The organism is Paenibacillus sp. FSL H7-0737 (assembly GCF_000758545.1).
Lineage (GTDB): Bacteria > Bacillota > Bacilli > Paenibacillales > Paenibacillaceae > Paenibacillus_AQ.
This window is the reverse complement of the sequence record NZ_CP009279.1, coordinates 2,640,351-2,655,326: the sequence shown is the minus strand read 5'-3', so window position 1 is coordinate 2,655,326 and position 14,976 is coordinate 2,640,351. Positions and strand designations below refer to the sequence as shown.

Below are 14,976 nucleotides of genomic sequence, written 5' to 3'. Positions count from 1 at the left end.
GACTTTCTCACATGAAATTCGGAACCTTTGACGACACTCGAAAAGAGTATGTAATTAACACACCTAAAACCCCTTACCCTTGGATTAACTATCTTGGTAATGAGCAATTTTTCGGACTTATTTCCAATACAGCTGGTGGCTACACCTTCTATAGGGACGCTCGTCTCAGAAGATTGACCCGTTACCGTTATAACAATATCCCACTGGATACCGGCGGCCGCTACTACTATCTTTATGACGATGGTGATTTCTGGACCCCAGGCTGGATGCCAGTAAAACGTGATCTCGACTTCTATGAATGCCGTCACGGTCTTGGCTACACTTCCATTACTGGCGAACGGAACGGAATTTCTGTGAACCAGCTTGCTTTTGTCCCTATGGGTCATAATGCTGAAGTACATCGTCTTGTAGTGAAGAACACGAGCTCTGCTAAAAAATCCGTGAAACTGTTCTCTTTTGCAGAGTTCTGTCTCTGGAATGCACAAGATGATATGACTAACTTCCAACGCAATCTCAGCACCGGTGAGGTTGAAGTGAAGGATTCCGTTATCTATCACAAAACTGAATATCGTGAGCGCAGAAATCACTATGCTTTCTACTCCGTAAATAAAGAAATCGCTGGTTTCGATACTGATCGTGAAGCTTTCGTAGGGATGTACAACGGTCTGGAAAGCCCACAAGCTGTAGTTGCAGGCGAACCTACTAACTCCGTAGCTAGCGGCTGGTCCCCTATCGGATCACACGCACTTAACATTACGCTTGAACCAGGTGAAGAACAAAGCTTCATCTTTGTACTCGGCTACATCGAGAACCCTGAAGAAGATAAATGGGAATCCCTGAATGTAATCAACAAAAAACCAGCAGAAGCTATGATCGCGCAATTTGCTACAGATGCACAAGTAGACGCTGCACTCGCTGCACTTGCTGCTCACTGGGATAACCTGCTATCTAAATATCAAATCCAAAGCGGCGACGAGAAACTGGATCGCATGGTTAACATCTGGAATCCATATCAATGTATGGTTACCTTCAACATGTCCCGTTCTGCTTCCTACTTTGAATCCGGTATTGGCCGTGGTATGGGCTTCCGTGATTCTAACCAAGACTTGCTCGGATTTGTTCATCAAATTCCTGAACGTGCTAAAGAACGTATTCTCGATATTGCGGCTACACAATTTGAAGATGGCAGTGCCTATCACCAATACCAACCGCTTACTAAAAAAGGTAACAACGAAGTCGGCACCGGCTTTAACGATGATCCGCTTTGGTTGATCCTTGGAACGGCTGCTTACATTAAAGAAACTGGCGATACCTCGATTCTTGATGAGCAGGTTCCTTTTGACAGTAATCCGAATAACACCGCTACGCTGTTTGAGCACTTGAAACGTTCCTTCGAGCATGTAACTAACAATCTCGGACCTCACGGCTTGCCGCTGATCGGGCGCGCAGACTGGAATGACTGCTTGAACCTCAACTGCTTCTCTACTGAGCCGGGTGAATCTTTCCAAACCACTGCCAACATCGAAGGTCGCGTTGCGGAATCTGTATTTATCGCGGGTCTGTTCGTCTTCGTTGGACCGGACTATGCTGAAATCTGCCGGATGCGCGGACTTAACGATGTAGCTGTGGATGCAGAAGCTAAGATTGACAACATGAAAGAAATCACATTGACGCACGGCTTCGATGGCGATTGGTTCCTGCGTGCTTATGATCACTATGGCGACAAGATCGGTTCCAAAGAAAATGAAGAAGGTAAAATCTTCATCGAACCACAAGGGATCTGCGTAATGGCCGGTATCGGTGTGGAAAATGGTCAAGCTGAAAAAGCTCTATCATCCGTACAAGAGCATTTGGATACTAAATACGGTATCGTATTGCAACAGCCACCGTATTCCAAGTACTATCTGAACCTGGGTGAAATTTCTACGTACCCTCCGGGCTACAAAGAAAATGCCGGTATTTTCTGCCATAATAACCCTTGGATCATGATCGCTGAAACTGTACTTGGACATGGCGACAGAGCGTTTGAAATTTACGCAAAAATTGCTCCTGCTTACCTGGAGGATATCAGCGAAATTCACCGCACAGAGCCTTATGTCTACTCCCAAATGATCGCAGGTAAAGATGCCGTTCGTCACGGGGAAGCTAAAAACTCCTGGTTGACTGGTACTGCTGCTTGGAACTATGTAGCCATCACTCAATCGATCCTTGGCATCCAAGCGGATTTCAATGGTCTGAAGATCGATCCTTGTATTCCTACTGAATGGGATAGCTTTGAAATCACACGTGTCTTCCGTGGAGATACTTATGTGATTCAAATCAAGAACCCGAACCATGTCTCCAAAGGTGTAGTTAGTCTTACCCTGGATGGCACAGCTGTAGAAGGTAACATCATTGCTCCAGTTGGAGACGGTGCAGTACACCAAGTAGTTGTAGAACTGGGTTAAAAAAATCCGCTCAACCGTTCACTTGAACGATTGGGCGGATCTATAATTAACGCTGGATGACTCCTGAACTCTTCAGGGGTCTTTTTTTTTTACCCTTCCACAACATCTGCTCTTAAATCACTCGCAACCTCAAGCATTCTCGGGATCACAGCTTCATTATTTCCAGAAACGTAAATATCCCCTTGATAATGCCTAAATGGGATTGTAGTATCACCAAAGCTCCACATAAAGAAATCTCCCTCAATGGACATCGTAGTGGCGCCTGCTACTGTATAAACTGATGTATAGGTGAAATCAGGTTTGGATGCGAAATACTGCTTGCACTCTTCTAAAGATATCGTTTGTGTTGAACCTCCATCATTTTGCATAGCTCGTGTAATTCGATAACGTTTGCTCATTGTGATGCCTCCAATATTTTCTGTAAAATGATCAGCTACCTTGTCCCGATCAAATATAGCATACAATAAAGCGTAAATCCCTGCTATCCTAAACCTTAAATTACTTTGCCTGTCCCATAACTCACATACTACCTTCCGGAATCCATACCTTCATTTCACCACTGCCACGATTGCCCCACAAGTAATAGGGAACAGCTTTGACCTTAACGGCTTGAAGGGATGCTTTCTCTCTGCTGTAAAGTCCACCACTCCAGCTCTCTTGATCAACACGCAGTCCATCTGCCTCGACAACAACAGCGCCACCAAGCAAAGTCTCATCAAAACTCGCCGTGAGTTCACCGTCTTCTTTTAAAGAAATAGAGCTTAAAGGCTCACCATTATCGATACTTTCAAGGCAATACACAAGCGGTCCGCGTTGAATCGTTACTTTTTGAGCATCTGCTCGCAAATTGGGATGAGCGTAAATGCGATGTGCCTCCATTGGGTCATTCACTTCGATTATGTCTCCTGCTCTCCACATTCTCCGAATAACGAGGTATCCCTGCTCGATGTTCTCAGCAGTGTTCAGCGCTTCACCATTGACTCTGAACTCCATTCCTAGACTCCACGATGGAATCCGTAAAGCAATTCCGAACTCCGCTTCCTCTGCCGGATTGATCTTCATCGAGACTGTACCTTTCCATGGATAGTTGCACTCTTGCTGAATCGTAACATCCGTTCCACTCAGCTTAGTGTTCAGATTACTTCCAATATACAAATTCGTATAGAGTGTATCGCCATGAACCGTGTAAATATATTGATTGAGCGAAGTAAGTAGACGCGCGACATTCGGAGGGCAGCAGGCGCAGCCAAACCAGCCTTGACGTTCAGACTTCACATGATGTTTCTCCGGGTTGCAACTGCATGCCTGGGGCCATACTTCCAGTGGGTTCACATAAAAATAGTGCTTGCCATCTTGTGCCATCGAGCCCAGTACATTGTTGTAAAGCGCCCGCTCCATGACATCGGCATAACGTGCATCCGGTGATATTCTCAGCATACGCTGTGCAAAAAAGATCAACCCAATAGAGGCACAAGTCTCTGCGTACACCGAATCGTTAGGCAGATCATAATCGAAGGTGAACGCCTCCCCTCTATGTGTAGAGCCGATCCCGCCTGTAATGTACATTTGCTTGTTCGTAATGTTATTCCACAGTCTCTCGCATGCTTCACGTAGTGATTCATCTCCAGTAATAGCGGCAAGATCAGCCATAGCAGTATACATATAAACCGCACGTACAGCATGGCCTACAGCCACCTTCTGCTCTCTTACTGGAAGATGACTCTGGTAATATTTTAAATCAAGATCCTCCTTCCGACCTGTGAAAAAATTGATCTTCCCCAGATTATCCCATTGTTCCTTTAAGAAATTCGGCTGTTGACCTCGCTCATTAATAAAAAAGCTGCTGAGCTTCAAATATCGTTCCTCACCTGTCAATCGATACAGCTTAACGAGCGCGAGTTCAATCTCCTGATGCCCATCATAGCCCTGCATTTTGCCTTCTTCCGGTCCAAACACAGAATCGATATGATCAACCATTCGGCACATGATGTCGAGCAGTTTTCTTTTGCCAGTAGCTTCATAATAAGAAACGGCAGCTTCTATGAAATGTCCAGCACAGTACAGCTCATGACAATCGTTCAAATTGGTCCAGCGCTTACCCGGTTCTTTTATCGTAAAATAAGTATTTAAGTATCCATCTTCCTGCTGCGCCTCGCCAACGAGGTCAATCACTTCATCCGCTTGACGCTCTAGCTCAGGATCACGTGTAATGCTTAAGGAATAACCAACAGCCTCCAGCCACTTAGCCACATCACTATCTTGAAATACCCAGCCGTAAAACTCGCCAGTCTTCCGGCCCGCAGCAATCTCAAAATTAGCAATGGCATGACTGGGTTCAGCTCCCAGTGCTCTATCGTGCAATGCCTCATATTGATAGGGGATAACAACGTTCTGGACCAGCCTAATGTATCCGCCCCAGAAATCATCTTGAATGGTAACAGTTTGATCTTTTACAACTTCTTGATCCTGTATAATTTTGTTCATCTTCATCTTCCCCTCAGTCTTATTTCATACTCGCTAATAATAATTATAGGGGGTAGAATAGATTAAAAATACGATCAGAAGCAACCCCTTTTTTGTACTATTTCACACTTTAGAAAGGAGGGATAATTACAAAATGGGCCTTTCATTTATACATTTCGCTGCGCCGCCATTTCCTTATTTTCTAGAATGCAATCGCACGGTTTATCAACCCGGGGATCAGCATCCAAATAGAAGCCATATTGGGGTGTTTGATCTACTTATTGTAGAACAAGGCTGTCTATTTATCGGGGAGGACCATAATCAATGGGAGGTTTCGGCGGGACATACACTGCTATTGCTGCCCGATCGCTATCATTACTCCGTTAAGCCATGTGATGAGACCACTTCATTTATATGGATTCATTTTCATACCCTTGCAGATTGGTCTAGCTCTGAGGGTGGACCCGTGTATATCAACCGTGAAACACATTTTCGGCAGTTTCTTACTCATCCGTATACCATTCGAGTGCCACAGTTCGGTCCCCTCCCTGACCCTTTTGAACGGAGTGGACAAGCCGAGATGCTATTACAGCTGTCTACGGGCCGGCGTTCCAGCGCAGTTTGGCAGCAGCAACGGATATTTGAAGAAATACTGCGGATGATGGATCTGGCACAGCATGATACTTCAGAAAGTCACGCGGTGGAAATCGCAGAGCAGACGGAGACTTATATCCGTAATCATTATGCGGAGCCTCTCTCCAATGCCTCACTAGCGGACGCACTGCATTTTCACTATAACTACCTTACTCGCTGCATGAAACGAGTATATGGGCTGACTCCGATGGAGTATTTGACGGATTACCGTTTGGAACAGGCTAAGCTATTGCTGCTTAAGACTGAGCTTTCTATAGCCGGAATCGCAGAACGTACCGGCTTCGAGAGTGCCGCCTACTTCTCGCGTCGATTTGCTCAGCAGATCGGAATCTCTCCGCTTCGCTTTCGCAAGCGTTACTCCCGTTAAAAACACAAGCAGCACGTCTCCGATTATTGGACACGTGCTAATTCCTCCATACAGTAACATTCATACTTTCATTTCTGAATTGTTTACGCTTAGTTACTTGGTGTCTTTTGAGCGTTAGGAACCGGCTATCCCTCACACACTATGTAATATAAGACTTTTTAACCCTGATTCATAATCAGGTTTTTTTGTTCAACTGCAATTTTTTGGAAGTGACAAGCATATTTATAGACATGCCTTTAATGTGGAGATGTTAAATATGCGGCCATTAAGATACCTTATCATACTTTTAGGAAGCTTACTCGTTGCTGCGGGAACTAATTTTTTTCTCGTACCATATAAAATCTTGGATGGGGGAATAATAGGGATAGCCCTCATTATTAATTATTTATCCGGCGCTAAAATTGGCGTAGCTATAATTCTCTGCAGCTTTCCTATCTTTCTGCTCGCTTGGTTAAAGGAACGCGATATCTTTTACAACAGTGTACTCGGCCTATTGATCTCATCATTTCTGATCGAGCTTCTCGGTCCTTTCCAATATCACTTTCTATATTATTTTGAGTTTGGTTCCATTTCTAGCGCCATTATTGGCGGTTTTTTGATGGGAACGGGACTTGGGATTATGCTGCGGTTTAAAGCAAGTACGGGGGGCACCGATCTGCTCGCTCAATTTATAAAAAGGTATGTCCCGCTGAACCTTGGATTCATCATTTTTTTGACCGACTTTATGATTATCGGCGCGGGAGGACTCCTGATTTCCAAGGAAACCTTCTTCCACTCCATCCTCACGATTATCTCTGGGGGCGTGGCTACGGGTCTATGCACACTTGAGACGAAATAAATGGAAATAAATAAGAATACACACGATCATACGTTCGTATTATAATAAGGAGAAAAAATATAAGGTATCTCTACCTCACCTGGAGCGTGTGAACCTATGAATAAAGAGCGTGTCATTATGCTATCTGATTGCCAAAGCTTCTATGCCTCTGTGGAAAAAGCCTCTAATCCGCAGTACAGCAATAAGCCGCTGATCGTTGCTGGAGACCCAGCTAGACGGAGCGGTATTGTGCTGGCTGCCTGCCCTATAGCCAAATCCTATGGCATTACTACCGCTGAGACGTTGAAGGAAGCGCTGGCAAAATGCCCCGAAGTCATCGTGGTCAGACCACATATGCAGCAATATATCGATGTCTCCTCTCAAATCACAGATATTCTACGTAAGTTTAGCGACCAGGTAGAACCTTATTCTATCGATGAACAGTTTATTGATATCAGCGGTAGCCTCAGCTTATTTGGCAGTCCAAGGGAGATCGCTACCGCCATTCAGGATCTAATTCGTAGAAACACAGGTGTGCGTGCGCGCATCGGCATTGGATATTCCAAGGTTACCGCCAAAATGGCTTGCGACCTGTGGGCCAAGAAGAACGCGGATGGTATATTCACCCTCGCTAACGAGGAGCTTCCGAATGTGCTCTGGCCTCTCCCCATTAGCGAGCTGTTCATGGTAGGTCGCCGCATGTCCGCCCATTTCCAAAGCATGGGTATTACGACAATTGGACATTTGGCACAGATGCCGCTAAGCGAGCTGAAATGGCGCATGAGGGAGAAATTCCACAAAAAATGTGATATCGACGCCGAGCTATATTGGCGGATAGCCAATGGCATCGATGACAGCCCCGTGAGCCCAAGCACCTATGAAGTCGCACCCAAGAGTGTCGGGCACCAAATGACGCTTCCAAGGGATTACTATAAGCTGCAAGATATTAAGACCATCATTCTTGAGCTATCTGAGCTTGTATGTAGACGTTGCCGCAAATTGAAAGTACATGGTGCAGTCGTGTCTATCGGCTGCCAAGGTGCCAGCTTTGATGACCCCACAGGCTTCTCAAGACAAACTACAATGAGCGATCCTACAAATGCCACCCTGCTTGTATATGAGGCAGCTCTTTCTCTCTTCAAGCTCCACTGGGACGGTCAGCCTGTGCGTAGAATCCACTTAAGCCTGTCCAATCTATCTGACGAAAGCCAGTACCAGCTAACCCTATTTGAGTCTCGCCCTCGCTATCGTGAACTCGAACGTGCGACCGATGCCCTCAAGAATAAATATGGGGAGACGATCATTGGGCGAGCAGCTTCTTTTACAGATGCCGGGCAGCTTAAGGACAGATCTGGAAAGATCGGCGGACACTATAAATAAAAACTATATTAAAATACACACCATATCGTTTATAATGCTATATTGGGGTTGTTATTTTCACGTAGATGAAGCGACAATCGAAATATGTAAACATAGATAATCACATTCCAGAGGAGGACCGGAGAAGTTGGATAGCACGAGCAACACTAACACTACGTATTATGAAATCGTTGATCTCTGTCTTCTTGCTGGCAAGATCATGCTGCAGAATGGTGCAGAAACATCCAGAGTTGAAGATACGATGACACGAATGGCAGGATCCCTCGGGTTCCCAGGAGCACATAGCTATGTGACGCCAACCGTTATTATGTTCACCACAAATAGAATAGAACCTGTTAAGTTATACAGAATTGCGGAGCGAACAACAGATCTGCAGAAGGTATCGGAGGTCAATGACATTTCTCGGCGTCTAAGCGAACGTCAGATTACAGCTGAGGAAGCTCGTGCAAAATTAGGAGAAGTCGATGAAGCCTCACCTGTCTATCCCGTATGGCTGCAGATCTTAGCAGCCGCCCTTACTGGTGCTTGCTTCACCGTTATGTTTAAAGGCAGTTTGTGGGATGCTCTCCCCGCCTTGCCGATTTCCGGACTGGGCTTCGCTGCGGTCATTTATCTGCATCGTTTAGTGCAGACTAAATTCTTCGCAGAGTTTTCTGCTTCCTTCCTGATCGGACTTCTAGCCTTCTGTTCTGTAAAGCTGGGGATTGGTCAAGAAATGGACAAAATCATTATCGGCTCCGTTATGCCTCTAGTACCCGGACTACTCATTACAAATGCCGTTCGTGATCTGATGGCCGGTCATCTGGTCTCAGGCATATCCAAGGGAGCAGATGCCTTTCTAACTGCATTTGCGATCGGTACAGGTATCGGGCTTGTACTATCACTATTTTAATATCCATGTGAAAGAGGTTAGCCCTTCATGATTTTGCAACTTATAACCAGTTTTATCGCCGCGGCAACCTTCTGTATTCTATTTAATGCGCCTAAGCGCTCACTACTACAGTGTGGTTTTGCCGGAATGGTGGGCTGGATGGTGTATGTGCTTCTTAATGTAGAGTTCGGGCCTGTTGTAGCTACGTTTGCAGCTAGTGTAATAGTGGGCATCGTCAGCCAATTTTTTGCGCGATCCTTCAAAATGCCGGTTATTATTTTTAGTGTAGGTGGTATTATCCCGCTTGTTCCGGGTGGTCTCGCTTACGATGCTATGCGTAAATTTGTGGAAGAGGACTATACTCTGGCTGTTGAAATCGCTGTTCGGGCATTAATGCTCTCTGGAGCCATTGCAGCTGGACTTGTGCTAAGTGATGTAATTGGACAAATGTTCCGTCGTCGTGCAATCAAATAACAGCATACTTCTTCAAAAAAAAGAAATCGCCTGTTGGTACAATGGTGGTCACCCATCCATCTCCCAAGGAGCGATTTCTTTGTTCATCTCTATGCAAATAACGCTTCAGGGAAGACTAAAGGCGCAGCACCCGGATGAATACTATTGATGCTAGTGTTCTTGATCCAGGACAGCCCTACAGTACCCTCACCCGCATGAACAGCCACAGCAGGAATATAGGTCATAATCTCAGTTCGTATGTCAGGCGCCATTGCTTTGATGTCCTCTTCTAGCTTGAGTGCCATCTCTAAATTATTCGAATGCATGATACATACATCACTAACAAGCCCTACATCCTGTTTAAATATCTCCAAAAGCGCTTGTTGCGTCTTCTTCATTGTACGGATTTTCTCCACAACAACGACCTTCCCTTCGTCAAAACGAAGCAGCAAGTTTATACGCAGCAATTGGCTAAGTACAAATTGTGATCCAGAAACACGTCCACTGCGATGAAGCTGTGTCAAGCTTGCAGGAATTAAGTAAAAAGACATATTCTCAATAATATTTTCAATCTTCGCTTTAATTTCTAGTCCAGAAAGACCCTTCTTCTGCCAATGTATACCGCGCATGATCATTTCTCGGATTGGATAAGCGCCAACCTTGGCATCAATTCCAATTACATTGGCCTCCGCTATTTCGGCGCCTTGCATCGAAGCATTGTAAGTGCCACTGAGCTCTGAAGAAAGATGTACAGCAATAATTTCATCGTATTCTTCCTTCAACCGTTCGTATAGCTCAATAAACTCACCGATTGGAGGCTGTGAGCTGCCTACCTTTTCATGCTGGCGCATTTTCTCATAGAAGTCATCGATCGTAATATCTATATTCTCTTTATAACATTCGTTGTTAATAATAATCCGTAACGGAATAATATACACATGATTATTCTTAGCGAACTCCGGATCTATGATACTTGTACTGTCGGTTACCCAGGCAATTGATTTCATGGTCATTTGTCACTTCTCTCTCTCATAAAAAGGAATAGTAGAATGAATGAGGAGACAAGGGCCAAGAATTCCAGACCAGTGAATCACACGCTCATCCTGAATAATCAACTTAAGAATTGAACAGCGGTTAAGTAATCCGCGTATTCGTAAATTATACAGGATAACAAGCGTTAATATAGGCAAAACAGGTCTTTCATGCAAATTTCAATCCATTTAATTCAACATTATTCGACATTTTTTCACATTATATATGACGAATATACCTATCCTAATAGAGCCACTTCATGTTATGAAAAAGCTAAACCACAGCAAAAATATCCCCGTTCCCGGCATCTGTCAGTTTTCCAACTTCAACTCATCCATCTGCTTCTGAATCTGAGCGACATCTACCGTTCTTTGAAAACGAACCTCCGAGCGACTGTAACGATCCTGAGTAATGGAAGTCTGTTCAAGCAAATCGCTAAGCAGCTTGCGTAGCTGTAGCATTTTGTCCCGTTCCGCTAGCGCATCGGCGATCGATTGATCACTCGGATCAAAATCGTCTGTTCATTCACAGCTCTTTCTAACTCCTGCAAAAGAGCTTCAGGTTGTTCAGCCGGCTCCTCACCCTCTTGAACTTTAACGACTCGCTCTAGCCGCTGCTTTAGCTGCGCGATTTTACGGGTTAGATCACTTCGCTTCACTAACGCTTCCGCAAGTTTCAGATCTGGATTCCCCCTAAAATTTTCTGATAGCTAGCGAATAAAGCTCGTGTGAAGAGATGCCGTGGTGTTCAGTACAGCTAATCCTCCCAAATCGATGTCTCTAAATGATCTACGAACTTGCGTAATTTACCAGCTAGCTTGCGGTTAATGGTTCCATCCTGATACATTTGCTGCACCTTATCCCGCTGCTCTTGAATGGCTTTCAGCTTCATTTCAAGCTTTTGATCATCAACAAGCCCATCCTTTGTCCAGCCTTTCCCTTGCTCCAGACGAGAAATTAACTGCTCATAACTGCATGCAACCTTCTCAGCTGCACTTCGGTTGTTCTCGTTCTTACAGACATTAATAGCAGCTATAGCAGCATGGGCCATGGCAATTTTCGCTTCTCTAGCACACTCAGCCTGTTGCAGCATTTGTTGGCTAGCTTCCCCTTCATTCTGACCTGAGAACATTCCCGCAAACAGTCGTCTGATCTCGGTAATCGATATTCTGATTTGTGAATTTAGACTTCTGGCTAGAAAGACCTCACTATGATCCAAGAATTCTCCCAGCTTCTGAGCCACTGAGGCGGGAATCTCATTGTTCTCTAGCAATCGGTTCAGTTCTTTACGTTCAGCTTGCAGACCCACAATCCTCGCTTCAACACCCAGTCGGCGGAAGTTCTCGAGTGCTGGATCATTCGATTGGTCCTCACGGTTTAGACTATAAACCTTTTCTCTAAATTCACTCAAAGCCGGTTGTGCGGATTCCTTACTTTCTTCTGTCATCATACTTTGCAGCATGGTCAAACCGGCAGCAATAACTTTAGACTTGGCCGCCTGCTCGACTCCTGTCTCACCTGATTCAGCAACTGGCTCTTCTTTACCTGCTAGAATTGGCAAAAAGATACTAGCGATCAGCAGCGACATTAGAATAACACCTGCGGCGATAAAGATGATTAAATCACGCTCAGGAAATGGCGATCCATCCCCAAGAAAAAAGGGAATCGAGAACGCACCGGCTAAGGTAACCGCTCCACGCACTCCTGAAATCGTGAGGATTAATAGTGACTTAACAGATGATTTCTCCATTTTCCGCAGACGAGATCCTACTAAAGAGAACACATACACCCATACAAACCGTAGTACAAACAGCAGCAAAGTAATGGCTAATACATAACCTACAACTATAAGATTATCCACGGCCGTATCACGGTAGATCACTTCAATAACATCTGGAATAGATAAGCCAAGAATAAGAAAGACCAGGCCATTCAATATATAGAGCAGAACAGACCATGTACTAGCGGATACCAGTTGTAGCTTATACTGCGGAGATACGGCACGGTCCTTCTCAACCGCATGAATAATTCCCCCTGCAACCACTGCCAAAATGCCAGATACCCCTATCTCTTCACTGATCAAATAAATAATAAAAGGAGTTAGGATTTGCAGCAGCACATGCACTGTGATATCCTCCATCCCCAGTCTGCGAATAATTACGCTTAGCCGAATCAGAAGAAAAGCCAATAATGCCCCAACGATCAACCCGCCTGCCGCAATAACTACAAAGCTAATGGAGGCTTTCGGTAAAGAAAACATACCCGTAACTGCTGCAGCAATGGCAAAGTTAAAGGCAACAAGCCCGGAAGCATCATTCATTAATGATTCGCCCTCTAGAATGCGGTGAATACTCTTAGGAAGATGTACTCTACCAGCGATTGCGCTGACCGCGACCGCATCTGTAGGTGACAAGATCGCTGCCAGAGCAAATGCAGCTGCTAGCGGGATCGTTGGAATCATCCAGTTGATCGAATATCCAGCAATAAGCACCGTAGCAAAAACCAATCCCAGCGCTAGCATTAATATCGGACCCCGTAAGTTCCATAATTCATTTCTTGGCGTCCGTTTCCCATCATTGAACAAAAGCGGTGCAATAAACAATACGAAAAACAGCTCTGGTTCCAATGTCATATGTATTCCCAAAGGCATTAACACAACCATTACACCCAGACCAATTTGAATTAACGGTATTGGCACAAAGGGAATAAATCGGTTTATGATGTTGGAAATTGCGATAAGGCCCAGTAGGACGAGTACAACTAGAAAAGTCTCCAAACCACATCAACTCCCTTTTTTATTTGGTTATTATATCGTAAAGCTTCGGGTAAGGGAAAAATATAGAAATAGAAGTTCTCAACAATAATGTCCCCTAGAAATTACACAAAAAATACATCAGATATATATTGACAAAAATATTTATTTATGTTATAATAATAAATTACGCTATTGAAATTACATTTTATTTTAAGTATTATATGCATTAGCCTAACGGCATCGCTCTTATCATCAATCATGGAGGGATCTTATGCATATTGCTAGTGGAATAGAAATGTTAGAGATTACAGCACAGGTTATGGGCGGGAGTGACACGATTTACCCCACGCTGCTCTGGGATCAAAATTCTGCTGTACTCGTAGACACTGGATTTCCGGGCCTGCTCCCAAAATTCAAAGAAGCTCTAAAAGAAACCCATGTGCCTTGGGAACAACTGCGCACCGTAATCATCACACATCAAGATCTAGATCACATCGGGAGCTTACCTGATTTACTGTCAGAAGAATGTCTAGAACTGACAGTTCTGGCTCATGAAATCGAGCAGCCTTATATTGAAGGAGAGCGAATGCTCCTTAAACACACCCCTGAAGCTTTAGCTGCGGCAGAAGCCATGATCCCCCCTCATGTACCAGAGGAATGGCGCCGCGCTTTCCTATCCGTGTTATCTCATCCCCCTAAAGGAAGAGTAGATCGAACCATAGTGGATGGGGATATACTGCCTCTTGCCGGTGGAATTACGATTATCCATACACCAGGACATAGCCCTGGACATCTGAGTCTATACCATCATGATAGCCGTACGCTAATTGCCGCGGATGCTCTTACCGTTCAAGGCGATGAGCTGCACGGCCCCACTCCTTCGGCAACGCCTGACATGAAGCAAGCTTTAATCTCTCTGAGAAAGTTCGCCGAGTATGAGATTGAAACGGTCATTTGCTATCATGGCGGAATTTATCGCGGAAACGCAAACAAACGGATTGCTGAAATTGCGGAAGCAAGAGAATAGACTGATGCAAGAAAGCAGAGCCCTTATCTGGCTCTGCTTTCTTTTTATATATAGTCCTTACTCGTTATACTCACTTATGATTCCGAAACAACTGTAAACCGTTCACGAATATGCTGCGGCTGTTCAATTTCATCTACAATAGCAATCGCATAATCTTCATAGCTGACATAGCTCTCACCTTTGGAATTCACAAGCAGATGATCTTTGCCTTTCACATAAGAACCCGTTCTTGTCCCAATTGCAAAATTAGCGGATGGACTAACGAAGGTCCAAGACAGCGAGTCTGTACCTTGCAGGATCTCCAGGTTCTTCCCTTGATTCGTAGCCGTTGGCTTGATAAAGTCAGGGAAATCAGGGGTATCTACCACTTTAAGCGTCTTAGCTTCATCTACGTATAAACTTCCCGCACCTCCAACTACAATCAATCTTGTATTAGGGGCATCCTTTAATGCTTCAATAAGCACATTTCCGGCATCCACATGCAGATGCTCTTGTCCAAATGGTGCTCCAAAAGCATTCACAACAACATCAAAACCCTTCAAATCTTCAGCGGTAAGTGCAAATACATCCTTTTCGATGACCTTTGCCTTACGATTTGCAACTTTCGATGCATCCCGTACAATGGCTGTAACTTCATGGCCTCTATCTAGCGCTTCCTGAGTGATTCGGCTTCCGGCTTTTCCACTTGCTCCTACAACTGCGATTTTCATA

General features: G+C 44.7%; 14 protein-coding genes. 7 read left to right on the top strand and 7 right to left on the bottom strand.

Annotated features, from left to right (window positions below; all coding sequences use genetic code 11):
- The first annotated feature begins 11 nt into the window (after nt 1–11).
- Nucleotides 12–2,447, top strand: a complete 2,436-nt coding sequence (locus H70737_RS11300) for a glycoside hydrolase family 94 protein (RefSeq protein ID WP_042187263.1) — start codon at nt 12–14, stop codon at nt 2,445–2,447.
- A gap of 89 nt (nt 2,448–2,536) precedes the next feature.
- Here the strand turns inward: H70737_RS11300 and H70737_RS11295 are convergent, their stop codons facing one another.
- Together H70737_RS11295 and H70737_RS11290 are read right to left on the bottom strand one after the other, a co-directional pair.
- Nucleotides 2,537–2,845 (bottom strand): hypothetical protein, encoded by a 309-nt coding sequence (locus tag H70737_RS11295; protein ID WP_042187261.1) that lies wholly within the window; start codon nt 2,843–2,845, stop codon nt 2,537–2,539.
- A gap of 121 nt (nt 2,846–2,966) precedes the next feature.
- The gene (locus H70737_RS11290) at nt 2,967–4,931 is read right to left on the bottom strand and encodes a glycoside hydrolase family 127 protein (protein ID WP_042187260.1); all 1,965 of its coding nucleotides are present in this window, start codon (nt 4,929–4,931) and stop codon (nt 2,967–2,969) included.
- 133 nt (nt 4,932–5,064) lie between these two features.
- Here H70737_RS11290 and H70737_RS11285 point away from each other — a divergent pair, with 133 nt between their 5' ends.
- From H70737_RS11285 to H70737_RS11265, 5 genes are all read left to right on the top strand, one after another.
- Nucleotides 5,065–5,931, top strand: a complete 867-nt coding sequence (locus H70737_RS11285) for a helix-turn-helix transcriptional regulator (protein ID WP_042187259.1) — start codon at nt 5,065–5,067, stop codon at nt 5,929–5,931.
- A gap of 247 nt (nt 5,932–6,178) precedes the next feature.
- On the top strand, nt 6,179–6,769 hold the full coding sequence (locus H70737_RS11280; RefSeq protein WP_042193725.1) for a YitT family protein: 591 nt from the start codon (nt 6,179–6,181) through the stop codon (nt 6,767–6,769).
- A 96-nt stretch (nt 6,770–6,865) separates the two neighbouring features.
- Nucleotides 6,866–8,128, top strand: coding sequence for a DNA polymerase IV (locus tag H70737_RS11275; RefSeq protein WP_042187257.1), 1,263 nt, complete (start codon nt 6,866–6,868; stop codon nt 8,126–8,128).
- 127 nt (nt 8,129–8,255) lie between these two features.
- On the top strand, nt 8,256–9,020 hold the full coding sequence (locus tag H70737_RS11270) for a threonine/serine exporter family protein (RefSeq protein ID WP_042187254.1): 765 nt from the start codon (nt 8,256–8,258) through the stop codon (nt 9,018–9,020).
- A gap of 27 nt (nt 9,021–9,047) precedes the next feature.
- The gene (locus H70737_RS11265; RefSeq protein ID WP_042126727.1) at nt 9,048–9,473 is read left to right on the top strand and encodes a threonine/serine exporter family protein; all 426 of its coding nucleotides are present in this window, start codon (nt 9,048–9,050) and stop codon (nt 9,471–9,473) included.
- An 89-nt stretch (nt 9,474–9,562) separates the two neighbouring features.
- Here the strand turns inward: H70737_RS11265 and H70737_RS11260 are convergent, their stop codons facing one another.
- The 4 genes from H70737_RS11260 to H70737_RS11250 form a co-directional block, all read right to left on the bottom strand.
- Entirely contained in the window at nt 9,563–10,465 is a 903-nt protein-coding gene (locus tag H70737_RS11260; RefSeq protein WP_331281430.1) for a DegV family protein, read from the bottom strand.
- A gap of 330 nt (nt 10,466–10,795) precedes the next feature.
- On the bottom strand, nt 10,796–10,945 hold the full coding sequence (locus H70737_RS30685) for a DIP1984 family protein (protein ID WP_156113099.1): 150 nt from the start codon (nt 10,943–10,945) through the stop codon (nt 10,796–10,798).
- A 14-nt stretch (nt 10,946–10,959) separates the two neighbouring features.
- Entirely contained in the window at nt 10,960–11,163 is a 204-nt protein-coding gene (locus H70737_RS30680; RefSeq protein WP_256716297.1) for a DIP1984 family protein, read from the bottom strand.
- Between the two features lie 77 nt (nt 11,164–11,240).
- A complete protein-coding gene (locus H70737_RS11250; protein WP_042187253.1) occupies nt 11,241–13,259 on the bottom strand; it encodes a Na+/H+ antiporter in 2,019 nt (672 codons plus the stop codon).
- Between the two features lie 250 nt (nt 13,260–13,509).
- Between H70737_RS11250 and H70737_RS11245 the strand changes: the two genes are divergently transcribed.
- Nucleotides 13,510–14,265: an MBL fold metallo-hydrolase gene (locus H70737_RS11245; RefSeq protein ID WP_042187249.1), complete on the top strand. Its 756-nt coding sequence runs from the start codon at nt 13,510–13,512 to the stop codon at nt 14,263–14,265.
- 74 nt (nt 14,266–14,339) lie between these two features.
- On the opposite strand, the gene H70737_RS11240 is transcribed toward H70737_RS11245, so the two are convergent.
- A complete protein-coding gene (locus H70737_RS11240; RefSeq protein WP_042187246.1) occupies nt 14,340–14,975 on the bottom strand; it encodes an NAD(P)-dependent oxidoreductase in 636 nt (211 codons plus the stop codon).
- Nucleotide 14,976: the final 1 nt, after the last annotated feature.

Coding starts and splice junctions, on each gene's coding strand:
- H70737_RS11275 (WP_042187257.1), top strand. CDS start 6,866: ATGAATAAAGAGCGTGTCATTATGCTATCTGATTGCCAAAGCTTCTAT.
- H70737_RS11280 (WP_042193725.1), top strand. CDS start 6,179: ATGTTAAATATGCGGCCATTAAGATACCTTATCATACTTTTAGGAAGC.
- H70737_RS11285 (WP_042187259.1), top strand. CDS start 5,065: ATGGGCCTTTCATTTATACATTTCGCTGCGCCGCCATTTCCTTATTTT.
- H70737_RS11265 (WP_042126727.1), top strand. CDS start 9,048: ATGATTTTGCAACTTATAACCAGTTTTATCGCCGCGGCAACCTTCTGT.
- H70737_RS30685 (WP_156113099.1), bottom strand. CDS start 10,945: ATGCTACAGCTACGCAAGCTGCTTAGCGATTTGCTTGAACAGACTTCC.
- H70737_RS11295 (WP_042187261.1), bottom strand. CDS start 2,845: ATGAGCAAACGTTATCGAATTACACGAGCTATGCAAAATGATGGAGGT.
- H70737_RS11240 (WP_042187246.1), bottom strand. CDS start 14,975: ATGAAAATCGCAGTTGTAGGAGCAAGTGGAAAAGCCGGAAGCCGAATC.
- H70737_RS11260 (WP_331281430.1), bottom strand. CDS start 10,465: ATGACCATGAAATCAATTGCCTGGGTAACCGACAGTACAAGTATCATA.
- H70737_RS11290 (WP_042187260.1), bottom strand. CDS start 4,931: ATGAACAAAATTATACAGGATCAAGAAGTTGTAAAAGATCAAACTGTT.
- H70737_RS11245 (WP_042187249.1), top strand. CDS start 13,510: ATGCATATTGCTAGTGGAATAGAAATGTTAGAGATTACAGCACAGGTT.
- H70737_RS11300 (WP_042187263.1), top strand. CDS start 12: ATGAAATTCGGAACCTTTGACGACACTCGAAAAGAGTATGTAATTAAC.